Source organism: Streptomyces sp. NBC_00568 (assembly GCF_026341855.1).
Classification (GTDB): Bacteria; Actinomycetota; Actinomycetes; order Streptomycetales; family Streptomycetaceae; genus Streptomyces.
In genome coordinates this window covers 4,451,389-4,477,862 of sequence record NZ_JAPENW010000001.1, presented here as the reverse complement: position 1 = coordinate 4,477,862, position 26,474 = coordinate 4,451,389, and the positions used below count along the sequence as shown (strand labels likewise).

Here is a 26,474-nt window from a genome sequence, read left to right as displayed (position 1 = left end):
AGAACTGCACAGGCGTGTTCCGGTTGGGGGCGTCGGCGGACGGGCGAAATTCCCTCGCTCGTACCGCATTGCCCTGGTAGGCATGGGCTATGACGACTGACCTTCGGGTGCTGCGGCAGGCCGATTTCGACAAGTGGTACGAGAACCTGATCCGCGCCTTCGGAGGTGTGGCCGAGTCGTCCGAGGAGCGCGAACTGTGGAACGCGCTCACAGAGTACGACCGTTCGCTGGGCGTGTGGGACGGGGAGAGCTGTGTGGGTACGGCGGGGGCCTTCTCCTTCCGTGTCACGGTCCCGGGCGGCGCCTCCGTACCGGCGGCCGGGATCACGATGGTGAGCGTCGCGGCGACGCACCGTCGGCGCGGGGTGCTCACCGCGATGATGCGCCGCCAGCTGGACGACATCCGTGCCGGGAGCGAGCCGCTCGCCGTCCTGACCGCGTCGGAGCCGGCGATCTACGGGCGGTTCGGCTACGACATCGGGACGCTGCAGATCAGCGCGGAGATCGACACGAGCCGGGTAGGACTGTCCGTGCCGCCCGGGACCGACGACGTACGGCTGCGCTACGCGGTGCCCAGGGACGCGCTGGACGCGTGCGAGGCGGTGTACGCCCGCCTCGTGGCGGAGCGTCCCGGGATGCTGGCCCGCCAGCCGGGCTGGCAGCGGCTCGGGGTGCTCGACCCGGAGGGCGAGCGGAACGGCGCCTCGCCGTTGCAGTGCGTGGTCGCCGAGCGGGACGGCGAGGTCGTGGGCTACACACGCTTCCGGGTGAAGCCGGACTGGGGACCGTCCGGGCACAACGGGACGGTGATGATGGACGACCTGGAGGGGCTGGACCCCGCGGTGCGGGCCGCGCTGTGGCGGTTCCTCTTCGGCATCGACCTGACGTCCACGCTGCGGACCCGGGGCCGCCCCGTGGACGAGGCCTGGCAGCACCTGGTCTCCGACATCCGCCGCTGTCAGCTGCGGATGAAGGACGCGCTGCATGTGCGGCTCGTCGATGTGGGGGCCGCGCTGGAGGCAAGGACCTATCAGGCCCCGGTGGACGTGGTGTTCGAGGTCGAGGACTCCTTCTGCCCCTGGAACGAGGGGCGTTGGCGGCTCACCGGCGACGCGAAGGGCGCTTCGTGCGTGCGGACCGAGGACACCCCCGATCTCGCCCTGTCCGTAAGGGAGTTGGCCGCGGTTTACCTCGGCGGGGTGTCGCTGGCCTCGCTCGCGGCGGGTGGACGGGTGCGTGAGCTGCGGCAGGGGGCGCTGGCGGAGGCGTCGATGGCGTTCACCTCGGTGGTCGCGCCCTGGCTGCCGCACGGGTTCTAGGACAGTCAGGCCTTCTGGCAGGCCGGGCACCAGAACAGGTTGCGGGCGGCGAGATCGGCGGTGCGGATCTCGCCGCCACAGATGTGACAGGGCAGGTTCGCCCTGCGGTACACGTAGACCTCGCCCCCGTGGTCGTCCACGCGCGGCGGGCGGCCCATCGCCTCGGGGGTGTGTTCCGGGCGGACGGTGTCGATGCGGTTGTTGCGGACGCCCTCGCGCATGAGGTCCACGAGGTCGGCCCAGACCGCGTCCCACTCCCTCGCGCCGAGGTCCTTGCCCGCGCGGTACGGATCGATGCCGTGCCGGAAGAGGACCTCCGCGCGGTAGACGTTGCCCACGCCCGCGATGACCTTCTGGTCCATCAGCAGGGCGGCGATCGTCGTACGGCTGCGGGAGACCCGGCGGTAGGCGGCCGCGGGGTCGGCGTCCGGGCGCAGCGGGTCCGGGCCGAGGCGCTCGTGTATCGCGTGCTTCTCGTCGTCCGTGATCAGGGCACACATGGTGGGCCCCCGCAGGTCGACGTACGCCGTGTCGTTCGTGAGGCGGAGGCGGACGGTGTCCGTGGGCGGCGGGGCGGGGGTGCCGCCGAAGCCGACCTTGCCGAACAGGCCCAGGTGGATGTGGATCCACTCCGCCGCGCGGAAGCCGAGGAAGAGGTGCTTGCCGTGGGCTTCCGCCGCGGTCAGGACCGAGCCGTCGAGGAGGGCCGCGGCGTCACTGAACTTGCCCTGGGGGCTGGTGACGCGGACGCCGCGGCCACCGAACGCGCCGAGGTAGTCCTCGGCGAGCCGGTGAATGGTGTGCCCCTCGGGCACCGGTCCTCCTGCTGTCTCTCGTCCTGCGGCCCATCGGCCTGCCGGTGCTACGCCTGCGGCTGCTGCGGGTGGTGGGCCGGAATCGGCGGGAGCTCCCGGGTCTTCTCATAGTCCGCGAGCATCTCGATGCGGCGGACGTGGCGCTCTTCGCCGGTGAAGGGGGTGCCGAGGAAGGTCTCGACGAACTTCGTCGCCTCTTCCTGGGTGTGCATACGGGCGCCGACGGAGATGACGTTGGCGTTGTTGTGCTCGCGGCCCAGCGCCGCCGTCTCCTCGCTCCAGGCGAGTACGGCCCGTACGCCGGCGACCTTGTTCGCGGCGATCTGCTCGCCGTTGCCGGAGCCGCCGATCACGATGCCGAGGGCGCCCGGGTCCGCCACCGTGCGCTCAGCGGCGCGGAGGCAGAACGGCGGGTAGTCGTCCAGGGCGTCGTAGATGTGGGGCCCGCAGTCGACGGGCTCGTGGCCGGCGGCCTTGAGCCACTCGACGAGGTGGTTCTTCAGTTCGAGACCGGCATGATCGGAGCCGAGATACACGCGCATGGTCCGAGTGTGACACGCCCGTTTCGGATCGGCCTCGCCGGGGGCTGCGCCTGGAAAAACGTGACCTAGCCTACAGAACCTCAAGGAAACCTCAAGTAACGATCTGGATTCAAAGGTTCACGAATTCCTTTGCCTCCGTTTCACTGGACCGACTCGTACACCACCCCACACCTCGGGTGAGTGCGCGCCCCGTACACCGCTCGTACGGGTTGGGCACTCCGTACGGGAATCTGCTCATCCGGCGCAAAGGAATCCCCCTCATGACCTCGCAGCCGACCCCCACGAAGGCCGCACAGGCCCCCGGAGGCCCCGGAGAACCCGGTGGCGGCCTCCAGGCCGGACTCAAGAACCGTCATCTGTCGATGATCGCCATCGGTGGCGTCATCGGCGCAGGGCTCTTCGTCGGCTCCAAGGCCGGCATCGCCACCGCGGGCCCCGGCATCCTTCTCTCGTACGCCCTCGTCGGCACGCTCGTGGTGCTGGTGATGCGGATGCTCGGTGAGATGTCCGCCGCCAACCCGACCTCGGGCTCGTTCTCCGCGCACGCCGACCGCGCGCTCGGCCGCTGGGCCGGCTTCTCCATCGGCTGGCTGTACTGGTTCTTCTGGGTCGTCGTGCTGGCCGTGGAGGCCACCGCCGGCGCGGACATCCTCGAAGGATGGATTCCCGCCGTACCTCAGTGGGGCTGGGCGCTCATCGTGATGGTGGTGCTGACGGCCACCAACCTGGTCTCCGTCGGCTCGTACGGCGAGTTCGAGTTCTGGTTCGCCGGGATCAAGGTCGTGGCGATCGGCGCGTTCATCGTCGTCGGCGGCCTCGCGATCTTCGGTGTGCTGCCCGGTGTCGACGCCGAGAAGGCCGGGTTCGGGAATCTGACCGACCACGGCGGATTCCTGCCGCACGGCCCGGGCTCGATCCTCACCGGTGTTCTGCTGGTCGTCTTCTCCTTCATGGGCAGCGAGATCGCGACCCTCGCCGCCGGCGAGTCCGAGGACCCGCAGCGCGCCGTCACCAAGTCGACGAACAGCATCATCTGGCGCATCGCCGTCTTCTACCTGGGCTCGATCCTCGTGGTCATCGCCCTGCTGCCGTGGAACGACCCGGCGATCGGGGACAAGGGCTCGTACGTCGCCGCCCTGGACTCCCTCGGCATCGCGCACGCCGGTCAGATCATGAACTTCATCGTGCTGACCTCCGTGCTGTCCTGCCTCAACTCCGGCCTCTACACCGCCTCCCGCATGGCCTTCTCGCTCGGTCAGCGCGGGGACGCGCCGAAGGCGTTCGCCAGGACCACGCGGCGCGGTGTGCCGATGACGGCCATCGTCGTCTCGGTCGTGTTCGGCTTCGTCGCCGTCTTCTTCAACTACAAGTTCCCGGACTCGGTCTTCCTCTTCCTGGTCAACTCCTCCGGTGCGGTGGCCCTGTTCGTGTGGCTCGTCATCTGCTTCTCGCAGCTGCGGATGCGGAAGATCATCCAGCGCGAGGCGCCGGAGAAGCTCGTCGTGCGGATGTGGCTCTACCCGTACCTGACCTGGGCGACCGCCGCGATGATCGTCTTCGTGCTCGGCTACATGCTGACCGACACCGAGCACGACGGCCGGGAGACGGTGCTGCTGTCGCTGCTCGTCGCGGCGATCGTGCTGGTCGTCGCCTTGGTCCGGCAGAAGATGGGCGCGGGTGCCCCGGCGTCCACGCGGACGCTCGCGGACGAGTCCCGCGACGAGACCCAGGCCAAGGTCGGCGCCTGACCCGCCCCCGACGCCTGAGTGAGGTGGGGCCCGCGGCACATCGCCGCGGGCCTCTCTCCTTGTCGCGCCGCCTTTCGCGTCGCCGTTCGGGTCGCCGTTCGGGTCGCCGTTCGGGTCCTTGCGCCGGGCCGCGGCGGCGGGCGCCGGCTCACAGCACGGTGAAGCTGTTCTTGACCTGGTTGTAGACCTTGAGTGCCTGGTCCTCGATGTCCCGGTGGTACCAGGTGTTGATCTGGTACGACTTCCCGTCGGCGTCGAAGCCGAGCAGTCGCGCGTGCCAGCTCACGCCCTCGAGCGTGAAGGTGTACTCCCAGACGATCGCCTTCCGGCCCCGGAACGTCGTCTCCTCCAGCCGGATCTTCCGGTAGTCCCGTCCCTGGCGGGCGTCCTTCTCGGAGGTCTGCCAGGTGTCCATCAGATTCCCCTTGGCGATGGAGGACTTGGCCGCGAGTTCCTGTGCGCCGTCGGGCGAGGTGTAGTGCACCTCGGAGCCGGTCTTCAGATCGCGCCGCCAGCCCTTGGGCGTCACCCACGCGTAGCCGCCGGCCTCCCGGCGCGCGCCCGGGGGCGGGCCGGGCGGGCGTGAGGTGCCCTCGACGGTGGGCGCCGGGGACGAGGAGGCGCCGGTGGAGGCGGCAGCCGTCGGTGCGGACGAGCGCGGGGAGGCGCCGTTGCCCGTGCCGGGCGATCCGCCGGTCAGGGCGACGACGACCCAGGCGACGGCTCCCGCCGCGACCGCGGCCGCGGTCGCGAGGCCGATACGGCGCCCGCCGCGTCGCGAGGCCGCCCGGGCGCCGAGGTCGTCGCCGTGGCCCTGGCGACGACCCTGGCCGTACGGGCCGTACCCCTGACCCTCGTCGGATCCGGACGGCACGGCGGGGCCCGGGAGTTCACCCGGTGACCTCACCACGGGCACGGGTGCCGTGGGCAGTTGGGAGACAGGGCGCGAGCCGTGCTCCGAGCGCTGTTCCGAGCGCTGTTCCGAGGGGGTCTGTGAACTGGGCTCCGTACGAGGTCCGGAGGGGACCTCGGTGGAGGCGTTGGCCGTCGCCGGCAGGTCGGGATCCCGGGTGACGGCTTCGGGTCCGGGGACCGCGGAGTGCTCCGGGACAGGTGCCTGGGGACGCTTCCGGAAGTCGGGCGCGCTCTTCCGGGTCGGAGTCCGCTGGATCGGAACGGCATCCTGCACGGAGTGATACTCCGGCTCGCGCCCGGGGCCGGGGCCGGGTCCGGGTCCGGCTTCCGCTTCGGGGCCGGGTCCAGGTCCGGCTTCCGCTTCGAGGCCGGGTCGAGGTCCGGTCCCAGGTCCGGCTTCGGGTCCGGGTCCAGTTCCAGGTCCGGTCCCAGGTCCGGCTTCGGTTCCGGGCTCGGTCCCAGGTCCGGGTCCGGGTCCAGGCACGGCTTCCGCTTCGGCTTCGGGTCGAGTCGGGGGCCTGCGCGGATCACTTGGGTTGATGTGTCGTTCGTCCGGCGGCGGAGTGGCTCCGGGAAGGTCCGCCGGGGGCTGTCGTGCCGCCCGCACGAGCTGGGCGTCGAGCAGAGCGGGCGTGGCCGAATCCGTCAGGCCGTGCCCGGAGGCCGGCGCGGACGACTTCCGCAGGTCATGCCCGGGATGCGGCTGGTCCCGATCGGCTTCCGGGGGTGCCCCGGGCGCCGGGGGCGGCTCGGGTCCAGGGGGCGGCTCGGGTGCCGGATCGGGTGCCCTGCCGGATGTCGGCTCGGGATCCGCGTCGTAGGCCTGATCCGGGGTGAGTTCCGGCAAGCGCTCGGGCTGAGGGGCGGGTTGGTGTGCGGGGCTGAACTCGGTAGCGGGTCGGGGCGTGGGGTAGGGCCGGGGGGCGGGCTCGGGACGGTCCCGGGGGCCCGCCTTACCCTCATGCCCCGGAGCGGGTTCGTTCCCCGGTTCACCTTCGCGCCGCCCTGGCGCACTGTCGAGCCCCGCTTCACCCCCGTGCGCCGCCTCACCTGCGCGCGCTTGAGCGGACTCCCGCCCCGCCTCACCCTCGCGCCTCGGCGCACCTCCACGTCCCGGCTCACCCTCGTGCGACCCCGGCGCACCATCGCCACCCGGAGCGGGCTCGGGCCCCGGAGCGGGCTCGCGCCATCTCGGCGCACCTTCGCGCCCTGCCTCACCCCCGTGCGCCGCCTCACCTGCGCGCGCTTGAGCGGGCTCCCGCCCCGGCTTTCCCTCGCGCCTCGGCGCACCTCCACGTTCCGGCTCACCCTCGTGCGACCCCGGCGCACCATCGCCACCCGGAGTGCCCTCGTACCCTGGAGCGGGCTCGATCCCCGGGGCGCGTTCCGGCCCGGGGTCGTGGTCGGGGCCCGGCTCCGGGGCGGGCTCGGGGTTGTGTGCCGGTGTGGGGCGGTGCGGGGTCTCGTGGGCGGTTCCGTACGCGAATCCGGAGGCGAAGTCGTAGTCGGGCCCCTCTGCCGGGGATCCGAAGGGAGCGGTGCTCGTCCTCGGGGGACGGAGGATCTCCCTCAGTCCCGCCTCCAGTTCCTCCAGACCGGGCCGTGTGGACGGGTCCTTCTCCAGGAGGGCGGCCAGGATCTCCTGCAACTCGCCCGCACCGGCGGGAAGTTCCGGTTCCTCGTAGAGCACCGCGTGCAGGGTCGCGAGGGTGGTGGAGCGGGAGAACGGGGAGCGGCCGCCGAGGGCCGCGCAGAGCGTGGCGCCGAGGGACCACACGTCGGAGGGCGGGCCCTGCGGGCGGCCGGAGATCCGCTCGGGGGCCATGTAGTCGGGGGAACCGACCAGCATGCCGGCCATGGTGAGTGCCTCGGCGTCCTGGAGCGCGGCGATGCCGAAGTCGGTGAGGACGACACGGTGCCGTCCGGCGTGCTCGACCAGCACATTGCCCGGCTTGATGTCCCGGTGCAGCACTCCCTGGGCGTGCACCTGACGCAGCGCCCCGACGAGTTCGAGACCGACGCGGGCCGCCTCGCGCGAGTCCAGCGGTCCGTCCTCGACCACGATCTGCTCGAGCGAGCGGCCGGTGACGAGCTCCATGACGATCCACAGCCGCTCGCCCGCGTCCACGACGTCGTAGATACGCACGACATGGGGATGGTCGATCCGGGCCGTGGCCCTCGCTTCGCGCAGGGTGCGTTCCCGGCGCGTGCGGGTGTCCTCGGGATCGAGTCCGTCTATCCGCATTTCCTTGACCGCGACCTGCCGGTCGAGTATTTCGTCGGCGGCTCGCCACACCCGCCCCATTCCCCCCTGACCAATAATCTCGACCAGCCGATAACGCCCGGTCACCAATAGTCCCGGAACACCACCCTGTACGTTCGCCGACAATCTCTGCACCCCCTCAACATCAGCCACAATCGCCCGTCACAGCAGAAACACAATGGTCACACTTCAGGCCGTACCAGCATAGTGCGGAGAAATCTTGTGGTACCTCTTCAAGTACTGCGAATTCAGGCGCAGCCAAGGGGGGCGAACATGAGTTCTCGTCGCACGACGACCATTACGGGATCGCTGCTCACGGCATGCTTCTCGGCCGTGATGATCCTTTCCCACACCGCCGTGGCGGACGACCAGGGACCGGGGAGCGGCAAGGGCGGAAAGGCGATGGACAAGGCGCCGACGGGCGTCGAGGTGACCACGCTGCTGCCGGAGAAGATCTCGGTCGACAACAGTACGCAGAAGACGGCGATCACCGCCACGGTAAAGAACGAAGGGACCAAGGAAAGCGGCAACATCAGGATGCTGGTGGTCGGTTTCGACGGCCTGACGGTCAAGAACGTCGAAGGCTGCACCGCCATGGCCAAAAAGGATCTCCCCGAAGGATCGAACAGCGGTTTCATCTGTTCCACCGGAAATCTCGCGGCAGGCAAATCGAAATCGTACGACGTCGACGCGACGTTCGATCTGAGCAAGACCGGCAAGATCTGTCTCCCGGTCCAGACGAGCGACGGGAAGAAGACGTACTGGCAGCAGGGACCGGTTCCGTTCGGCACGACGAACCCGTCGCCGAACGCCCCGGCGACCCCGCTGCTGCTGGGCACCGACAACAAGCCGGTGGCACCCGGCGGCGACCGGCTGCCGAGGGCCGGGGGCGGAAGCGAGGTCCTGCCGCTCGGCATGGCGGGCGCGGCGCTGCTCTCGGCCGGAGCGGCGGGACTGTGGTGGGCGGGCCGCAGGCCCCGGCAGGAACACTGACCGCCCGGCGCCGTCACCCCTAGGACGGGCACGGCATCGAGCGGGAACGCGCGGAGGCCCGCCGGGTCGAGGTCGAAGACCGACCCGGCGGGCCTCTCGCGTCAGTTCACCGGCGCGGCCGTCACTTCTTGTCGACGAGCTTCCATGCCGTGGGCAGCACGCCCATCGCCAGGGCGGCCTTGAGGGCGTCACCGATCAGGAACGGGGTGAGACCCGCCGCGAGGGCCGCGCTCGCCGACATGCCGGTGGCCATGCCCAGGTAGGGAACACCGACCGCGTAGATGATCGCCTCGCCGAGCAGCATCGTGCCCGCCATGCGCAGGACGGAACGGTCGGCGCCGCGGCGGGCCAGGGCGCCCACGACGGTGGACGCCAGCAGCATGCCGAGGATGTAACCGAAGGACGGCGCCGCCGCGCCGGAGCTACCGCCCGCGAACCACGGGACGCCGGCCATGCCGACCAGCGCGTACACCGCGAGCGACAGGAAGCCGCGGCCCGCGCCGAGCGCCGTGCCGACGAGCAGCGCGGCGAAGGTCTGGCCGGTCACCGGCACCGGGGAACCCGGGACGGGCAGCGAGATCTGGGCGGCGAGGCCGGTGAGCACGGCACCGCCGAGCACGAGGGCGACGTCACGGACGCGGGAGGCCGGAAGAAGGTCGGCGATGACCTCGCCGGGTCGGGAGGGCGTGGCGGCAGCGGTGCTCATGAGGACTCCGGCGAAGGGGAATACCCCCTCGCTCATGCGGAGCTCGGGGGAGGACAGGTCGGGACACGGTGACGCTATCCCAGGGGTATAGGGGTGATCACCGTCAGCGCTCGACAAAGGGCGGATCCGGACCTTGGTGGGCTCCTTACAAAGAGTGCCCGGTACACCCGCGCGAAGGTGATGCTGGTCACTGAGGTGAAGTCGTTTCCGCTACGGGGCGGTTCGCGCCGGGACTGTGGAGAGTCACCAAAGGGGGACGCCGACCGGGGCGGGCCGTTCCGGGGCGCGGGCCGGAGCGGGAACGCGCCCGGCCTGTCCGGCCCTTGAGCACACCTGGCAGGCCTCCCGGGCCGCCCCCTACCCTTCACCCCATGGTTCCCCAGGCCCTGAATTTCTCGTCGCGTCGCTATGTCGACCTGCGACGCCAGGGCACTGCCGTCTGTCGCCGCCCGTCCTGAGGCGGGGCGGAGCGGATCCGGCCTCGCCGAGACGAGACCAGAGCACACCACACCAGTCGCACGTCGCACCCGATGTGACGAGGCGTACGTGACGGCGCAGTGCCGGACCAGCTCCCTGAGGAAGAACTCCATGGCCAGTACCGTGGCACCCCCTTCGACGTCCCCGCCCTCCCCCGTCCTCGACCGGCGCCGGACCAGCGCCAGCGTGATCCTGCGGTCCGTGCTGGAGCACGGCCCGGTCGCGCGCAGCACCATCGCCCGGCTCACCGGACTCTCCCCCGCGTCGGTCACCGACTACTGCGCCCGCTTCACCGAGCGGGGCCTGATCCGGGAGGCCGCCGCGCCCCACCGGTCGGGCGGGGTCGGGCGGCCGCATCTCCCGATCGATCTGGACCGCGCCCGGTTCGTGGTCGGCGGGGTGCATGTGGCCGTGCCGTACACGACCGTCGCGCTGCTGGACCTGCGCGGACGCGTCGTCGTCGAGAAGCGTCTGCGGCACGACCGCACCGAGCCGCACGTCGTTCTGGCGAACGCCGCCGACGGAGTCACCGCCCTCCTCGCTGACGCTCCCGGCCGTACCCCCCTGGGCATCGGTGTGGCGACCGGCGGCTGGGTCGACCCGGACTCCGGCACGATCGTGGAGCACGCGTTGCTGGGCTGGCGCGACGTGGCCGTCCGGGAGGTCGTCGAGGCGCGCACCGGGCTGCCGGTCCATGTGGACGGGCACGCGCGGGCGTTGGTCAACGGTGAGCGGCTGTTCGGGCGGGCCCGGGGCAGCCGGAGCGTCTTGCATCTCTTCGCCGGCAATATCGTGGATGCCGCGTTCGCCACCCATGACCAGGTGCACTACGGGCCTCGCTCGCAGGCCGGGGCGATCGCCCATCTGCCCCTGGCCGGCGGGTCGGAGCGGTGCGAGTGCGGGCGGACGGGATGCATCCAGGCCGAGCTGAGCGAACGGACCCTGTGCCGGCGGGCGCGGGAGCAGGGTGTCATAGACGGCTCGAACCCGATGCACGTGGTCTCCGCGGCGGCCGCCGGCGACCCGCTGGCCGTACGGCTGCTGATGGAGCGGTCCCGGATGGTCGGGCGGGCGGCGGGGCTGCTGCTCGACGTGCTCAACCCGGAGACGGTCGTCGTCACCGAGATCGGTGCCATGTACCGGGAGGACTGCCTCGGAGCGCTGCGGGAGGCGGTGGGCCCGGAGCGAGCGTCGGCGGTCGCCCCGACCAGCTTCCCGGATTCGGTGCTGGCCGTGGCCGGCGGATCGGTCGCGCTCGACGTCCTGTACCGCGATCCGCTGGGTTCCGCGGGCTTCACCGCCCGTTGAAGGCCTCCCGGCCCCGGGACACTCCGGCCGGCCGGGCCACTCCGGCCGGGTCGCTCCGGACTCCCCCGGGCCCCTCACCGGGAGCGAATTAATTCAGAAACTCGGAATGTTGACAGGGCTCGTGCCCGGACAGGAGCATCGTGTCCATGAGCAGCGCGCGGGTGCAGGTTCCGCTCACCAAGTGCCGTGTGGTCGACCTGATGCGGGTCGCACGCACACGTTGTTGCTGACCCCGTGTCGCCGACAGGTCGCTGACGCGCCGAAGCGCTGAGGTTCACTCGGCAGCCTTCACCCCGAAGGCCACTCCGCCGCCGTCGTGCCGAGGATCGGCCCGGCCACCGTCGCCCCGAAGCCTGATCCGGCTGTCGTCGTTCCGTAGGCCGTCCGACTGTCGTCGCCCGTAGGCCGACCCGGCCCGTCGTCGTGCCGTGGTCTCCTCGGCCGTCGTCGCCCCGAGATCCGGTCCGGCGTCGTCATGACGCGGACGGTTCGGCTGCCGTCGCACCCTGATCGGCTCATCCCCATCGGCACGCCATCGGCGTGTGTCCCTTTCGGCGCGCGTTCCGCTCTTCCGGCTTCGCCCTGCCCGGAACTCCGCTCGCCGTCCCGCCACTTGGAATCCCCGGAGTCCTTCCATGCCACCACTGTCCCCTTTGTCCTCCGCCGCGTCCGCCGTCTCCCGGTCCGGTGTCGACCGGCGCGTGTTCCTGTCCTCCCTGGTCGGTGTCGCCGCCGCGGCCGGACTGACCGGTTGCGCCGGCGCCAGTGCCGCCGACACCGGTTCCAAGGCGGACACGTCCGCGCCCCTGTCCGACAAGGTGCCGAAGGGGACCGAGCTCAAGATCGCCTCGTACCAAGGCGTCCAGCAACTCCAGCTGAAGCTGGCGGGGTTGTCCTCGCTGCCGTTCGCCGTCTCCGACTGGGTGAACATCGGCGCCGGTCCCGATGTCATCAACGCCTTCCGCGCCAAGTCCCTGGACGTCGGGAACAACGCGGGCATCCCGCCGATCCAGGCGCACTACCAGGGCTTCGACGCGAAGATCGTCGCGATCAACATCACCCGCAAGCCCAACTACCTGTTCGCCACCAAGCCCGGCAGCGACATCAAGGACGTGCGGGACTTCAAGGGCAAGAAGCTCGCCTTCTCGCAGGGCCAGGCACAGGGTGTCGTCCTGCTGCGCGCCCTGAAGCAGGCCGGCATCGCCTACGACGACGTGACCCTGGTGCCGCTCACCAGCAACCAGTTCCTCACCGCGCTCCAGGCCGGCCAGGTGGACATCGCCCCGCTCGCCAACAGCCAGGCCCCGGCCTATCTCAAGCAGTACGGGTCCAAGGGCGCCCACACCATCCCCACCGAGGTGGTGGACCTGCTCAACCTGCTCTGGGCGCCGACCTCGGTGCTGGCCGACCGCGCCAAGGCGGCCGCGGTCGCCGCGTTCATCCCGCGCTGGGCGAAGGGCCAGGTGTGGGCGTACGAGCACCCCGACGCCTGGAACGAGGAGTTCTACGTCAAGACGCAGAACCTCACCCTCGCGCAGGCTCAGTCGATCACCGAGCTCGCCAACAAGCCGCTGTTCCCGCCGAGTTGGGACGAGGCCGTCAAGTGGGAGCAGGAGACCGCCGATCTGCTGGCGGAGGGCGGCTTCGTGAAGGGGTTCAAGGTCGACTCGCTCTTCGACCGGCGCTTCGAGGCCATCGCGGCCAGGGCCGTACCCGCGGAATACCGGAAGTGACGGCCATGACGACCAGGTCCACGACCACGACCACGCGCTCCTCCTCCACGCCATCGACCGCGATCACGGACGACGACGCCTCCGCCTCTGTCTCGACCTCCGCCTCACCCGCCGAGACGGACGCCACCACCGAGCCGGACGCCACAACCGAGGCTGACGCGACCACCGAGCCGGACGCCACCACCAAGACTGACACCGAGACCGGCACCGGCACCGGCACCGGCACCGGCACCGAGCCGACCTCCGCACCGGTCGCACCGGCCGCATCGGTCGAGGCCGGCGCGGACAGCCACCGGCTGCCTCGGCCCCGCCGTTCCCGGCGCCGCGGCCTCGCGCCCGGCAAGCGGCTGCCCGCCTCCCGGCTCATCGGGCCGGCACTGTTCTTCGCCCTGTGGGCCCTCGCGTCCGCCGCCGGGCAGCTCGATCCCGGCGCGATCCCCGCGCCCTGGACGGTGCTGAAGACCACCGGTCACCTGTGGACCGACGGCACACTGCCCACCGATGTGCTGACCTCCCTGGAGCGCGCGGGATACGGGTTCGCGCTCGGCCTGAGCGCCGGGGTCGTCCTCGCCCTCGCGTCCGGGCTCAGCCGCGTCGGGGAAGCGCTGATCGACGGCACCGTGCAGCTCAACCGGGCGATCCCGACCCTCGGTCTGATCCCGCTGTTCATCCTCTGGCTCGGCATCGGCGAGACCTTCAAGATCGCGATCATCGCCATCGTCGTCTACATCCCCATCTACCTGAACCTGCACTCCGCCCTGTCCGGCATCGATCACCGCTACGTCGAACTCGCCGAGGTCCAGGGGCTGTCGAGGTTCCGTTTCGTCCGGGAGATCGTGATACCCGGCGCCCTGCCCGGATTCTTCGTGGGACTCCGGCTCGGGGTGACCGGCTCCTGGCTCTCCCTGGTGGTCCTGGAGCAGATCAACGCCACCAGCGGCCTCGGCTACATGATGTTCCAGGCCCAGAACTACGGCCGGACCGACATCATCCTCGTCGGCCTGCTGATCTACGGCATCTTCGGGCTCGTCTCCGACAGCGCGGTTCGTCTCATCGAACGGAAGGTGCTGTCATGGCGACGCACACTCAGCAGCTGACCCGTCAGCACACCGTCCAACTGCGCGGCCTCACGCGGTCGTTCGAGGGACGTACGGTCCTCGACAACATCGACCTCGACCTCCCCGCGGGCCAGTTCACCGCCCTGCTCGGACACAGCGGCTCCGGCAAGAGCACGCTGCTGCGCGCCATCGCCGGCCTCGATCACAACGTCGCCGGGAGCGGACAGCTCACCGCACCGGAAAGGGTGTCCGTCGTCTTCCAGGACTCGAGGCTGCTGCCCTGGCGCCGCGTCCTCGACAACGTCCTGCTGGGCACGGACGGCAAGGAGGCGGCGGAGAAGGGCCGCTCCGCCCTCGCCGAGGTGGGACTCGCGGGCCGTGAACGGGCCTGGCCCAACGAGCTGTCCGGCGGGGAGGCCCAGCGCGCCGCCCTGGCCCGCTCGCTCGTACGGGAGCCCGAACTGCTTCTCGCCGACGAGCCGTTCGGGGCGCTGGACGCGCTCACCCGGATCCGGATGCATGTGCTGCTGCGCGAGCTGTGGGAGCGCCACCGGCCGTCCGTCCTGCTGGTCACGCACGACGTGGACGAGGCGATCGTGCTGGCCGACCGGGTGCTCGTGCTCGACCGGGGCCGTATCGGCGTCGACCTCACCATCGACCGCCCGCACCCCCGCTCGTACCGCGATCCGCGGCTCGGGGAGTACCGCGAACGCCTGCTGAGCGCCCTCGGGGTGACCGAGGACGTCACGGGAGGACCGGAAGGGGCGGACGGCGGAGCGACGGAACACGCAGCGGCGGATCACACGGTCGCGGAACCGGACGGGCCGGCGGGACACCCCGTCGCGGGACGGGACACGACCGCGGACGACACAGCCGGGCACGGCGTGCCCGCGCACCAGGAGGAGAAGCACCCGTGACCAGCCCGCGCCGACTCCATCTCAACGCGTTCCTGATGAACACCGGCCACCACGAGGCATCCTGGCGGCTCCCGGAGAGCGACCCGTACGCCCATGTCGAGACGGCCCACTTCGTGCGCCTCGCCCGGATCGCCGAACGCGGCACCTTCGACTCCCTCTTCCTGGCCGACGGCCCGGTTCTCTTCAGCAGCGTGGGCCAGCGCCCGTCCGGCGCCCTGGAACCCATCACCCTGCTCACCGCGCTGGCCACGGCCACCGAGCACATCGGCCTGATCGCCACCGCCTCCACGTCCTACAACTCCCCCTACAACCTGGCCCGCAGATTCGCCTCCCTGGACCACATCAGCGGTGGCCGCGCGGGCTGGAACATCGTCACCACAGCGGGTGCGGAGGCCGCCCGCAACTTCGGTCTCGACGACGAGCCCTCGCACGCCACCCGCTACGAGCGCGCCGCCGAGTTCCTGGACGTGGCGCTCAAACTCTGGGACAGCTGGGAGGACGATCTGGTCGTCGCGGACAAGGCGGCCGGCGTCTGGGGCGACACGGGCAAGATCCATCCCGCGCGCCACAAGGGGACGTACTTCAGCGTGGAGGGAGCCCTCAACGTGCCCCGCACGCCGCAGGGTTACCCGCTCCTCGTGCAGGCGGGCTCGTCGGAGGACGGCAAGCGGTTCGCGGCCCGGTACGCGGAAGCGGTGTTCACCGCCCAGCAGACCCTCGCGGACGCCCAGGACTTCTACGCCGACCTCAAATCCCGTACCGAACGGGCCGGACGGGACCCGGACCACATCAAGATCCTGCCCGGCATCGTCCCGGTCATCGGCTCGACCGAGGCCGAGGCGCGCGCCCACGAACGCGTCCTCGAGGACCACATCGTGTACGAGCACGGGCTGAACCGTCTGGAGCACCTGCTCCACCTGGAGCCGGGCACCCTCGGTCTCGACGCGCAGCTGCCCGCCGACCTGCCGCCGGAGGACGCGATCGAGGGGGCCAAGAGCCGCTACACCCTCGTCGTGGAGCTGGCCCGGCGCGAGCGGCTCACCGTCCGCGAGCTGATCGGCCGGCTCGGCGGCGGGCGAGGCCATCTGACCTTCGCCGGCACGCCCGAGCAGGTCGCCGACGCGATCGAGGAGTGGTTCCGCGGCGGCGCCGCCGACGGCTTCAACATCATGCCCGCCGTGCTGCCCTCCGGCCTCGACCTCTTCGTGGACCACGTGGTGCCGATCCTGCGCGACCGGGGCCTGCTGCGCCGGGAGTACGGGCCCCGGCAGACCCTGCGGGAGCGCTACGGCCTGCCGCGCCCGGCCAACCAGTACGCGGCCCCGTCCACGACCGCCGCACCCGCGGCCGCCCTCGCCTGAACCCGCCCCCGACCGTCACCGCCCTTACCCGATCAGCCGATCAGCCGATCCGAAAGGACCCGCACCTCATGGCAGACATCGAGATCCAGAAGGTCACCGCGCACATCGGTGCCCGCGTCTCCGGCGTCGACATCTCCAAGCCGCTCGACGACATCACCGTCGCCGCCCTGCGCACCGCCCTCAACGAGCACAAGGCGCTGGTCTTCGACGACGTCGACCTGGACGACGAGGGCCAGCAGGCCTTCGCCCGCCACTTCGGCGACCTCACCACCGCGCACCCCACCGTGCCCGCCGTGGACGGCGCCCCGAACGTGCTGCCCGTGGACAGCGAGCGGGGCCGCGCCAACCACTGGCACACCGACGTGACCTTCGTGCTGAACCCGCCGCAGGCCAGCACCTTGCGCAGCATCACCGTCCCGCCGTACGGCGGCGAGACGCTCATCGCCAACTCCGCGGCCGCCTACCGTGATCTGCCCGAGCCGCTGCGCGCGCTCGCCGACACCCTGTGGGCCGAGCACACCAACGACTACGACTACGCGGTCCCGGACGAGACCATCGACGAGGAACAGGCCGCGCAGCGCGCCCAGTTCACGTCCATCAAGTTCCGCACCGCGCACCCGGTCGTCCGGGTCCACCCGCTGACCGGTGAACGCGGCCTGTTCATCGGCGGGTTCGCGCAGCGGATCGTGGGGCTGTCGGTGGGCGAGTCCCGCAAGATCCTCGACCTGCTCCAGGCGTACGTCACCCGGCCCGAGAACATCCTGCGCTGGCGCTGGTCCCCGAACCAGCTGGTCCTGTTCGACAACCGGATCACCCAGCACTACGCCATCGACAACTACGACGGCGCCCCGCGCCGTCTGCACCGGGTGACGGTCGCCGGTGACGTGCCGGTCGGCATCGAGGGCAAGGAGAGCCACTCGATCGCGGGCGACGCCTCGCACTACACGTCGGTGGTGTGACGCGGATGACGTAACGGGGCAGACCGCCCCCAAGACGCCCGGAACCCCGGCGTAAACGGACCCTTACACTCCGTGTGGATCGCGTCCGCATGCTGGGCGGCCCCTTCTCCCTGACGGAGGGGCTGCCCAGACTGTGGGCGTTTTTACCGCTCGTCTGTAAGGGACCCCCCACTCTCATGTCCCGCACCACCCTCGACGCGCCGCCCGGTACCGCCGCCGCGGACGCCCCCCTCTCCCACGGCCTGAAGCAGCGCCACCTGTCGATGATCGCCCTCGGCGGTGTCATCGGCGCCGGCCTGTTCGTCGGCTCCGGCGCGGGCATCGCCGCCGCCGGTCCCTCGATCGTCATCGCCTACGCCGTCTCCGGTCTGCTCGTCATGCTGGTGATGCGGATGCTCGGCGAGATGTCGGCCGCGTATCCGTCGTCCGGTTCCTTCTCCGCGCACGCCGAGCGGGCGATCGGCCCCTGGGCCGGCTTCACGGCGGGCTGGTCCTTCTGGGTGCTGCTCTGCACGGCCGTCGGCCTGGAGGGCATCGGCGCCGCGAAGATCGTCACCGGCTGGCTGCCCGGCACGCCCGAGTGGGCCTGGGTGGCGCTGTTCATGGTCGTCTTCTGCGTGGCCAACCTCGCGGCCGTGAAGAACTTCGGCGAGTTCGAGTTCTGGTTCGCGGCACTGAAGGTCGGCGCCATCACGCTGTTCCTGGTGCTCGGCGTGCTGGCCATCGCCGGCGTCCTGCCGGGCACGGACGCGCCGGGCACCGCGAACCTCACCGGCGAAGGGGGCTTCCTGCCGAACGGCAGCGAGGGGCTCGTCATCGGGTTGCTCGCGTCGGTGTTCGCGTACGGCGGCCTGGAGACCGTGACGATCGCGGCGGCCGAGTCGCAGGACCCGGTCAAGGGCGTCGCGAGCGCCGTCCGCACCGCCATGTGGCGCATCGCGCTCTTCTACATCGGCTCGATGGCGGTCATCGTCACCCTCGTCCCGTGGGACTCCGCGGCGGTCGTCGAGAAGGGCCCCTACGTCGCCGCCCTCGAACACCTCGGCATCCCCGGCGCCGGGCAGCTGATGAACGTGGTCGTGCTCGTGGCACTGCTGTCGGCGATGAACGCCAACATCTACGGCTCCTCGCGGATCGCCTACTCCCTCGTCGAGCGCGGCCAGGGCCCGCGGGCGCTGGGGCGGGTCTCGTCCGGGGTGCCGCGAGTCGCGGTGCTGGTGTCCTGCGTCTTCGGCTTCGGCTGTGTCGTTCTCAGCTACTGGCGTCCGGACGACGTCTTCCCCTGGCTGCTGAACATGATCGGCGCGGTGATCCTGGTCGTCTGGATGTTCATCGCGGTCTCGCAGCTGCGGCTGCGGCGCCGTCTGGACCGGGAGGCCCCGCAGAAGCTGGTCGTCCGGATGTGGGCGTTCCCGGCGCTGACCTGGGTCGCACTGGCGGGCATGGTGGCGATCTTCGTCCTGATGGCCCGGGAGCCGGACACCCGGGTGCAGCTGTACTCGACGGGCGCCATGACCTTGCTCCTGGCCGCCGTCGGCTATGCCCGGCAGAGGGCACGCGCCCGCGCCTGACCGGTGCACCCGCCTCACCGAAGGGGCCCCCGCGCGAAGGACGGTGTCGCGCGGGGGCCCTTTCGCGTGTCCGGACGCGGGCCGCGGCGCCCCCGGGACCCGTGCGGGCCGGACACGCACTCCCATCTTCTTGCTGCTAGCGTGCAGTTGCAAGTACCTTGCAATAAGAGGTCGGAGGGGACCCGTCATGCCCGTCTACACACTCCCTGAACTGCCGTACGACTACTCCGCGCTCGCGCCCGTGATCAGCCCCGAGATCATCGAGCTGCACCACGACAAGCACCACGCGGCCTATGTGAAGGGCGCCAACGACACGCTGGAGCAGCTCGCGGAGGCGCGGGACAAGGAGTCGTGGGGGTCGGTCAACGGCCTGGAGAAGAACCTGGCCTTCCATCTCTCCGGCCACATCCTGCACAGCATCTACTGGACGAACATGACCGGGAACGGCGGCGGCGAACCCCTGGCCGCCGACGGGGTGGGCGATCTCGCGGACGCCATCACCGAGTCGTTCGGCTCCTACGCGGGCTTCAAGGCCCAGCTGACCAAGGCGGCGGCGACCACCCAGGGTTCCGGCTGGGGCGTCCTCGCCCACGAACCGCTGAGCGGCCGGCTCGTCGTCGAGCAGGTCTACGACCACCAGGGCAACGTCGGCCAGGGCTCGGTGCCTCTCCTCGTCTTCGACGCCTGGGAGCACGCCTTCTACCTTCAGTACAAGAACCAGAAGGCGGACTTCGTCGAGGCGATGTGGCAGGTCGTGAACTGGCAGGACGTGGCCCGGCGTCACAAAGCGGCCACGGCCCGCCGGGACGTGTTGCTCCTGGCCCCCTGAGGGGGAACATGAGGCGTCCTGCTCGTGATCGTCTTCTCACTTTCACGTGGCAGGCGGAAGAAAGGAGGGCCCCAGCGAGGACGTGACTCGCGGGGGCCCTCCCGTCACGGCGCGCACGGCACGTTGAGCGACAGCAGGGCGGCCGACCCGTCCTCCACCCGGAGTTCGGTGATCGCCGCGTTGCCGAGGCTCGGCAGGACACGGCGGTACTCGCCCAGCGGGATGGACAGGGCGGAGCACAGCACCAGACGCAGCAGGGTGTTGTGGGCGACGACCAGCACCCGTTCACCGGGGTGGGCCGCCGCGATGTGGCGCAGCGCGCGCGTTCCACGGGCCGCCGCGGTGCGCGGGTCCTCCGCCTCCGGGAAGGGGTACGACACCGGATCGGCCCGGAACGCCTTGGCCCGGACCGGGTTCTCGGCCTCGAACTCGGCGAGCGTACGGCCCTCCACCACTCCGAAGTCGCACTCCCGCAGGGCGGGTTCGCGCTGCGGGACGAGCCCCAGGGCGCGGCACGCCGGCTCGGCGGTGGCGACGGCACGCGACACGGTCGAGGTCCAGATCGCGTCGACCGGGTGCGCGGCGGCCCAGCGGCCGAGGGCCTCCGCCTGGGCGCGGCCCTCGTCGGTGAGGGGGACGTCGCTCACTCCGGCGTAGCGGTTCTCCGCGTGCCAGACGGTCTGCCCGTGCCGGGCCAGGAGGAGAGTCGTGCTGCGGCTCGTAGTACTCATGACGCCGCAGTATCCAGGCGCGCGCCGATCCCCGGCCACGCGTCGCCGTCGTCCACGGTCCGGACCTCCCACGCTGTCGTCCTCGTACGCAATCCGGACCTCCCACACCATCGCCCCGCACGCCGTCCGCACCAGTTATCACGCACTCCGGGCGGTGAAGTCTCAGCGCGCGCCGAGCTTTTCACCTGCATGAGGTATCCGAACCGGGACGAGCCGGCACGAGACGAGACGAGTGGACGGGCCCGGGACACGGCCGGACCGATTCCGGACCCGTCGCCGGACCCGCCAGCGCTTACGCTCGCAGGGCCGGCGTTCGGCACCCGGATGCCTCTCGACCTTTCCCGTCCGTTCTCACACGGAGGTGTCGCCGTGGACGTGCACTGCCCGAACTGCGGAGGTCCGCTGCAGAAGTTCCGCAAGCTCACCAAGGACGAGGAAGAGGCGGTGCGCAAGATCAAACAGGTGGACGACCCGGCCGCCTACCACCGCTGCACCCGTCCGGGCTGCCGCCGCTTCCAGCGCTGGAGCAACTGGCGCGACGGCGACAACTTCCCCGAGCCCGACGCCAAGTAGTCCGCCAGCGGTCGCGGACCCCCGAGGGCGGAACCCCGGGACCGGTACCCCGGTCCGGCGCCGGACCGGAGCCGCCTACAGGTTGCTGAAGTCCGGTCCCGCCGTGCGCGTGCGCTTGATCTCGTAGAAGCCCGGTACCGAGGCGACCATGAGCGTGCCGTCCCAGAGCTTGGCGGCTTCCTCGCCCTTGGGGGCCGGGGTGACGACCGGGCCGAAGAAGGCGAGCTGCTCGCCGTCGGCGCCGGGGACGGCGATGACCGGGGTGCCGACGTCCTGGCCGACCTTCTCGATGCCCTCCTTGTGGGAGGCGCGCAGCTCGGCGTCGAACTCGAAGTCCGCCTGGTCGGCGTAGTCGATCAGGTCGGCGGGGAGTCCGACCTCTTCGAGGGCGCCGGCTATGGCCTCCTTGGTCGGGCCCGAGCCGTCGTTGTGGAAGCGGGTGCCGAGCGCGGTGTACAGCGGGCCGAGGACGTCGTCGCCGTGCTTCTGCCAGGCGGCGGTGACCACCCGGACCGACTGCCATGCCGTGGTCGCGAGCATCTCGCGGTACTGGTCGGGAAGCTCGTCCAGCTTGGGCTCGTTCAGCACGGCGAGGCTCATGATGTGCCAGCGGACCTCGATGTCGCGGACCTTCTCCACTTCCAGCACCCACCGCGAGGTCATCCAGGCCCAGGGGCACAGCGGGTCGAACCAGAAGTCGACGGGGGTCTTGCCGGAACTGGTCTGAGCGGTCTGCTCGGGCATGGCTCTCCTCGGAACGCGGTGTTTCCCTTGGCAACACCGGCACTCGCCCACGCCATTCCCGTGTGTCTGTGCGATTCCGACGGGTCCTAGGGATTCCCCTGTGTCTGCGCCGTCGCAGCGCCCGCCGTAAGGAGCACATGGCAGGATCGGCCCTGTTCGCACATGTCTATGACGCCATGAGGGAGTGCAGTCGTGCCCGGTGAGAATCTGTCCCGCGACGAGGCCCAGGAGCGGGCGGCACTGCTGTCCGTCGACAGCTACGACGTCTCCCTCGACCTGCGCTCGGCCGTCGGGGAGACGGAGCCCGGAGAGGCGTCCGGCGAGCCCCGCACCTTCCGCTCGGTCACCACGCTCCGCTTCCGCTGCGCCGAGCCGGGCGCGGCGAGCTTCGCGGACCTGATCGCTCCGCGTGTGACGGCCGTCTCACTCAACGGCAGGGACCTCGACCCGGGTGAGGTCTTCGACGGCTCCCGTATCCGGCTGGAGGACCTCGCCGCCGAGAACGAACTCGTCGTGGACGCCCAGTGCGCCTACTCCCGCACCGGCGAGGGCATGCACCGCTTCGTCGACCCCGAGGACGGCGAGGTGTATCTGTACACGCAGTACGAGCCCGCCGACTCTCGGCGCGTCTTCGCCAACTTCGAGCAGCCGGACCTCAAGGCACCGTTCCGCTTCGAGGTGCGGGCCCCCGAGGGCTGGACCGTCTGGAGCAACGGCGCCGGTGAACTCGCCGACGGTGTGTGGAAGTTCGCCGAGACGAAGCCGATCTCGACCTACATCACGGCGGTCGTGGCCGGCCCGTACCACTATGTGACGGACTCCTACTCCCGCGCCTTCGACGACGGTACGACGCTGGAGATCCCCCTCGGCGCGATGTGCCGCAAGGGCCTGGCCCCCCACTTCGACGCCGACGACGTGTTCCTGGTGACCAAGCAGGGGCTGGACTTCTTCCACGACCACTTCGACTACCCGTACCCCTTCGGAAAGTACGACCAGGCGTTCGTGCCCGAGTACAACCTCGGCGCGATGGAGAACCCGGGCCTGGTGACCTTCCGCGAGGAGTACATCTTCCGCGGCAACGTGACCCAGACGTCGTACGAGGCCCGGGCGAACGTCATCCTGCACGAGATGGCGCACATGTGGTTCGGCGACCTGGTCACCATGGTGTGGTGGGACGACCTGTGGCTGAAGGAGTCCTTCGCCGACTTCATGGGCACGTTCGCCAACGTCGGCGCGACCCGCTTCACCGACGCCTGGATCACCTTCGCCAACCGCCGCAAGGCCTGGGCGTACCGCGCGGACCAGCTGCCGTCCACCCACCCGATCACGGCCGACATCCGTGACCTCCAGGACGCCAAGCTGAACTTCGACGGCATCACCTACGCCAAGGGTGCCTCGGTCCTCAAGCAGCTGGTGGCGTACGTCGGACAGGACGCCTTCCTGGAGGGCGCCCGCCGCTACTTCAAGCGGAACGCCTACGGCAACACGCGGCTCGGCGACCTGCTGTCGGTCCTGGAGGAGACGAGCGGACGGGACATGGCCGCCTGGGCCGCTTCCTGGCTCCAGACCGCGGGCGTCAACTCCCTCACCCCGCAGGTGATCCTGAGCTCCGACGGCCGCGTCACCGAGCTGGCGATCCTCCAGGAGGCCCCCGAGTCGCACCCCCGACTGCGCCCGCACCGCGTCGCCGTGGGCCTCTACCGGCGACAGTCGCTGCGCGAGGGCGGGGACGGCTCGCTCGTCCGCTACGCGCGCGCCGAGGTGGACGTCGACGGGCCGCGCACGGTCGTCACCGAACTGGTCGGCGCGGAGGCCCCCGAGCTCGTCCTGGTCAACGACGACGACCTCACGTACTGCAAGATCCGCTTCGACGAGGGCTCACTGGCCACGCTGCGGGACGCACTCGGCGAGATGACCGACCCGCTCGCCCGGGCCCTGTGCTGGTCGGCGCTGTGGAACCTCACGCGCGACGGGCTCATGCCCGCACGGGACTTCATCGGTCTGGTGCTGCGTTTCGCGGGCCGCGAGTCCGACATCGGCGTGCTCCAGATGCTGCACGCCTGGGCGAACTCCGCGCTCGTCCACTACGTGGCGCCCGACTGGCGCGCGGAGGGCGGGCAGTTGCTCGCCGAGGGTGCGCTGAACGAACTGCGGATCGCCGAGCCGGGCAGCCAGCACCAGCTCGCCTGGGCCCGCTTCTTCGCCGACATCGCGTCGGGCGAGGCCGATCTCCAGCTGCTCCAGGGCCTGCTGGAGGGGACCGCCAAGATCGACGGGCTGGAGGTCGACCAGGAGCTGCGCTGGGCGTTCCTGGAGCCGCTGGCCGCGCAGGGGGCCGCCGACGAGTCCGTCCTCGCCGCCGAACTCGCCCGCGACGACACGGCGTCCGGCAAGCGGCACCAGGTCCGCTGCCTCGCCGCCCGCCCCTCGGCCGCGGTCAAGGCCCAGGCCTGGGCGGCCGTCGTGGAGTCCGACGCGCTCTCCAACGCCCTCGTCGAGGCGACGATCTCCGGCTTCGCCCAGCCGTCCCGGCGGGAGCTGCTCGCGCCCTACACCGCCAAGTACTTCGCCGCGATCGGCCGCGTCTGGGAGGAGCGGTCCATCCAGATCGGCATGGACGTGGTCAGGGGGCTGTTCCCCTCGCTCCAGGACTCCCCGGAGACCCTGGAGGCGACGGACGCCTGGCTCGCGGCGCACGAGGACGCGCCGCCCGCGCTGCGCCGGCTGGTGCTGGAGGCGCGTGACGATCTGGCGCGGGCGCTGCGGGGACAGGCCTGCGACATCTCCGCGGCGGGCTGAACCCGCTCCGCGCGAACCACACCGGAGAGAGCGTCGGCGCCACCCGTGTCCGGCGCCCTCTCCGGTGAAATGATCACATGCGCTCACTGGTTACGAAATGCAGGTATTCAGAGCCGTAACCCCTATTAATCACCCTCCGGACCAGCGCCTTTCGGCACTCGAACGCCCGTACCTCGGGGCGCGCTTGTCCCGATTTGCCGACGGGCGGGTAACAGCGGTTAGAGGGCGGCTCCCCGGCGGGAAACCCCGGGGCATGACCCACATCCCCCCGCTCTCCCCCCGCCCCCTGTCCCACGTACGGCGCCGGGTCCTGACCACGGCCCAGCTGCGCGGCCAGGGCGTGACCGGCGCCGACGCCACCGAACGCTGCCGGCCCGGCGGACCCTGGCAGCGGATCCTTCCGGGGGTCTTCCTCCTGCACCCCGGCCCGCCCACCGCCGAGGAGCGGCTGCACGCGGCGCTGCTGTACGCCGCCCGCTCCCCCGCCCCCGCACGGGCGGTCCACATCCCCGTCCAGCCGGGCTCCGAGGAGCCGCACGCCGCCCAGCCCTACGCGGACGCGCTGATCACCGGGCCGGCTGCGCTGGCCCTGCACGGCTTCACCTCCGCCGCGCCGCTGCTCTCCCTCGACACGATCGACGTGCTGGTCCCCCGCATGCGCCGGCTGCGCTCGACCGGCTGCGTCCGCATCGTCCGCACGCCCGCGCTGCCGGCCCCCGCCTTCGTGACCGGGGTCCCGGTCGCCGCCGTGCCCCGGGCCCTGGCCGACGCGGTCGCGGAACTGACCGACGCGGGCGCCGTGCTCCGGCTGCTCACGGAGGCGGTGCGCGGCGGCCACTGCGAACCGGCGTCGATCGTCGCGGAGTTGACGGCGGCTCGGCTGCTCGGCCGCCCGCAGGTGGTGGACGCCGTGGACTCGCTGAAGGCGGAGGGCAGGGCGATCGCGGAGACCCGCCTGTACCGGATGGTCCACGAGCACGGGCTGCCCGACCCTCTCTGGAACGTCGACCTGCGGCTGCCCGGCGGCCCGCACCTCGGCGGTCTGGACGCGTACTGGCCCGAGCAGGCGGTGGCGGTCGAGCTGGACACCCGCACCCCGCGCCAGGCCGCGGACGCCGTGTGGTCCGAGTACGCCCGCAAGCGCGAGCACCTGGAGCGGCTCGGCATCACCGTCGTCCACATCACCCCGAGGAAGCTCTGCGAGGCGATGGAGCAGCAGGCCACGGTCGTGCGCACCGCGCTGATGGCCTCGAACGACCGCGATCCGGCGGCGTATGTCGTGGTGCTGCCCCGGTAGTGACGGACCGGGTGGTGCCAGGTGGGGAGGGAAGGGGTCGGCGAGGGTCCGCGAGGTGGTCCCGCCGGCCCCTTCCCGCGTTCCGGTGGCGTTGTCAGTGCCCCGATCTACTGTGGGGCGAGCAGGAGTTCCCTGGCCGGACGCGGCCGCCGTGACGAGCAAGACGAGAGATCAGGAGAGCCTGATGACGACCCTGCCCGATCGCCCGAACACCGCAGTGCTGGTGATCGACATGCAGCACGGAGCGGTGGACGGCGCTCACAACGTCGACAGCGTGATCGCGAACATCAACACGCTCGTCGCCAGGGCCCGCGCCGAGGCGGTGCCGGTGATCTGGGTGCAGCACTCGGACGACGGGATGAAGCGGGACAGCGAGGCCTGGCAGTACGTGCCGGAGCTGGTCCGCCGCGACGGGGAGCCCGTCGTCCACAAGAACTACGGCGACTCCTTCGAGGCCACCGACCTGGAGGACCTGCTCGCCGAGCGTGCCGTCGGCCATGTCCTCGTGACCGGCGCCCAGACCGACGTCTGTGTCCGCTCCACCCTCCACGGCGCCTTCACCCGCGGGTACGACGTCACCCTGGTCGGTGACGCCCACACCACGGAGGACCTCACGGCGTACGGCGCCCCCACCCCGGCCGAGGTCGTCGCGCACACCAACCTCTACTGGAAGTGGCAGAGCGCGCCCGGCCGGCGCGGGGACACCGTCGAGACGGCGAAGGTCAGCTTCGCGACGGGCGCCGCCGACTAGGGCCTGCCGTCGGTCCGCGGCCGGGCCGGGAGCCGAGGCCCGGCCGCGCGAACGGCTCGGCGGGG

At 71.0% G+C, this 26,474-nt stretch carries 21 protein-coding genes and 1 pseudogene; 15 read left to right on the top strand and 7 right to left on the bottom strand.

Annotation, left to right across the window (positions count from 1 at the left end; all coding sequences use genetic code 11):
* Positions 1–89: 89 nt before the first annotated feature.
* On the top strand, positions 90–1,319 hold the full coding sequence (locus OOK38_RS19475; RefSeq protein ID WP_266758746.1) for a GNAT family N-acetyltransferase: 1,230 nt from the start codon (positions 90–92) through the stop codon (positions 1,317–1,319).
* Positions 1,320–1,324: 5 nt separating this feature from the next.
* Here OOK38_RS19475 and OOK38_RS19470 read toward each other — a convergent pair whose 3' ends face one another.
* Entirely contained in the window at positions 1,325–2,134 is an 810-nt protein-coding gene (locus OOK38_RS19470; RefSeq protein ID WP_266758748.1) for an Fpg/Nei family DNA glycosylase, read from the bottom strand.
* 47 nt (positions 2,135–2,181) lie between these two features.
* The gene (locus tag OOK38_RS19465) at positions 2,182–2,676 is read right to left on the bottom strand and encodes a ribose-5-phosphate isomerase (protein ID WP_266758750.1); all 495 of its coding nucleotides are present in this window, start codon (positions 2,674–2,676) and stop codon (positions 2,182–2,184) included.
* A 260-nt stretch (positions 2,677–2,936) separates the two neighbouring features.
* Between OOK38_RS19465 and OOK38_RS19460 the strand changes: the two genes are divergently transcribed.
* The gene (locus tag OOK38_RS19460; protein ID WP_266758751.1) at positions 2,937–4,424 is read left to right on the top strand and encodes an amino acid permease; all 1,488 of its coding nucleotides are present in this window, start codon (positions 2,937–2,939) and stop codon (positions 4,422–4,424) included.
* A 148-nt stretch (positions 4,425–4,572) separates the two neighbouring features.
* Here the strand turns inward: OOK38_RS19460 and OOK38_RS19455 are convergent, their stop codons facing one another.
* Both OOK38_RS19455 and OOK38_RS34530 read right to left on the bottom strand, forming a co-directional pair.
* The gene (locus OOK38_RS19455; protein WP_266848615.1) at positions 4,573–5,613 is read right to left on the bottom strand and encodes a hypothetical protein; all 1,041 of its coding nucleotides are present in this window, start codon (positions 5,611–5,613) and stop codon (positions 4,573–4,575) included.
* Positions 5,614–6,918: 1,305 nt separating this feature from the next.
* Positions 6,919–7,644: pseudogene (locus tag OOK38_RS34530) on the bottom strand (serine/threonine-protein kinase); the annotation flags it as partial.
* Between the two features lie 231 nt (positions 7,645–7,875).
* Here OOK38_RS34530 and OOK38_RS19445 point away from each other — a divergent pair.
* Positions 7,876–8,595, top strand: coding sequence for a hypothetical protein (locus OOK38_RS19445; protein WP_266848614.1), 720 nt, complete (start codon positions 7,876–7,878; stop codon positions 8,593–8,595).
* Between the two features lie 121 nt (positions 8,596–8,716).
* Here the strand turns inward: OOK38_RS19445 and OOK38_RS19440 are convergent, their stop codons facing one another.
* Complete coding sequence (locus OOK38_RS19440) at positions 8,717–9,301, bottom strand: biotin transporter BioY (RefSeq protein ID WP_266758755.1); 585 nt, start codon at positions 9,299–9,301, stop codon at positions 8,717–8,719.
* Positions 9,302–9,889: 588 nt separating this feature from the next.
* Between OOK38_RS19440 and OOK38_RS19435 the strand changes: the two genes are divergently transcribed.
* The 8 genes from OOK38_RS19435 (at position 9,890) to OOK38_RS19400 (ending at position 19,514) form a co-directional block, all read left to right on the top strand.
* Positions 9,890–11,086 (top strand): ROK family transcriptional regulator, encoded by a 1,197-nt coding sequence (locus tag OOK38_RS19435; protein ID WP_266758758.1) that lies wholly within the window; start codon positions 9,890–9,892, stop codon positions 11,084–11,086.
* A 635-nt stretch (positions 11,087–11,721) separates the two neighbouring features.
* Positions 11,722–12,819: an ABC transporter substrate-binding protein gene (locus OOK38_RS19430; protein WP_266758759.1), complete on the top strand. Its 1,098-nt coding sequence runs from the start codon at positions 11,722–11,724 to the stop codon at positions 12,817–12,819.
* 296 nt (positions 12,820–13,115) lie between these two features.
* Complete coding sequence (locus tag OOK38_RS19425) at positions 13,116–13,916, top strand: ABC transporter permease (protein WP_266765686.1); 801 nt, start codon at positions 13,116–13,118, stop codon at positions 13,914–13,916.
* On the top strand, positions 13,892–14,794 hold the full coding sequence (locus tag OOK38_RS19420) for an ABC transporter ATP-binding protein (RefSeq protein WP_266758761.1): 903 nt from the start codon (positions 13,892–13,894) through the stop codon (positions 14,792–14,794). Before OOK38_RS19425 ends, OOK38_RS19420 begins: the two co-directional genes overlap by 25 nt.
* A complete protein-coding gene (locus OOK38_RS19415) occupies positions 14,791–16,155 on the top strand; it encodes an LLM class flavin-dependent oxidoreductase (RefSeq protein ID WP_266758762.1) in 1,365 nt (454 codons plus the stop codon). The genes OOK38_RS19420 and OOK38_RS19415 overlap by 4 nt, the downstream gene beginning before the upstream one ends.
* A gap of 68 nt (positions 16,156–16,223) precedes the next feature.
* A complete protein-coding gene (locus tag OOK38_RS19410; RefSeq protein ID WP_266758764.1) occupies positions 16,224–17,114 on the top strand; it encodes a TauD/TfdA family dioxygenase in 891 nt (296 codons plus the stop codon).
* Between the two features lie 176 nt (positions 17,115–17,290).
* Positions 17,291–18,685 (top strand): amino acid permease, encoded by a 1,395-nt coding sequence (locus tag OOK38_RS19405; RefSeq protein WP_266758766.1) that lies wholly within the window; start codon positions 17,291–17,293, stop codon positions 18,683–18,685.
* Between the two features lie 187 nt (positions 18,686–18,872).
* The gene (locus tag OOK38_RS19400) at positions 18,873–19,514 is read left to right on the top strand and encodes a superoxide dismutase (RefSeq protein ID WP_266758767.1); all 642 of its coding nucleotides are present in this window, start codon (positions 18,873–18,875) and stop codon (positions 19,512–19,514) included.
* A 104-nt stretch (positions 19,515–19,618) separates the two neighbouring features.
* Here OOK38_RS19400 and OOK38_RS19395 read toward each other — a convergent pair whose 3' ends face one another.
* Positions 19,619–20,245, bottom strand: a complete 627-nt coding sequence (locus OOK38_RS19395) for a histidine phosphatase family protein (RefSeq protein WP_266758768.1) — start codon at positions 20,243–20,245, stop codon at positions 19,619–19,621.
* 369 nt (positions 20,246–20,614) lie between these two features.
* Here OOK38_RS19395 and OOK38_RS19390 point away from each other — a divergent pair, with 369 nt between their 5' ends.
* Positions 20,615–20,818 (top strand): hypothetical protein, encoded by a 204-nt coding sequence (locus OOK38_RS19390; protein WP_266758770.1) that lies wholly within the window; start codon positions 20,615–20,617, stop codon positions 20,816–20,818.
* A 75-nt stretch (positions 20,819–20,893) separates the two neighbouring features.
* Here the strand turns inward: OOK38_RS19390 and OOK38_RS19385 are convergent, their stop codons facing one another.
* Positions 20,894–21,562 carry a DsbA family protein gene (locus tag OOK38_RS19385; RefSeq protein ID WP_266758772.1) on the bottom strand — a complete coding sequence of 223 codons (669 nt, stop codon included), beginning with the start codon at positions 21,560–21,562 and terminating at the stop codon, positions 20,894–20,896.
* 192 nt (positions 21,563–21,754) lie between these two features.
* On the opposite strand from OOK38_RS19385, the gene pepN reads away from it, so the two are divergent.
* From pepN to OOK38_RS19370, 3 genes are all read left to right on the top strand, one after another.
* Positions 21,755–24,361, top strand: a complete 2,607-nt coding sequence (gene pepN / locus OOK38_RS19380) for an aminopeptidase N (RefSeq protein ID WP_266758774.1) — start codon at positions 21,755–21,757, stop codon at positions 24,359–24,361.
* A gap of 253 nt (positions 24,362–24,614) precedes the next feature.
* Positions 24,615–25,658, top strand: coding sequence for a hypothetical protein (locus OOK38_RS19375; protein ID WP_266758776.1), 1,044 nt, complete (start codon positions 24,615–24,617; stop codon positions 25,656–25,658).
* A 184-nt stretch (positions 25,659–25,842) separates the two neighbouring features.
* Positions 25,843–26,409, top strand: coding sequence for an isochorismatase family protein (locus OOK38_RS19370; RefSeq protein ID WP_266758778.1), 567 nt, complete (start codon positions 25,843–25,845; stop codon positions 26,407–26,409).
* Positions 26,410–26,474 lie beyond the last annotated feature (65 nt).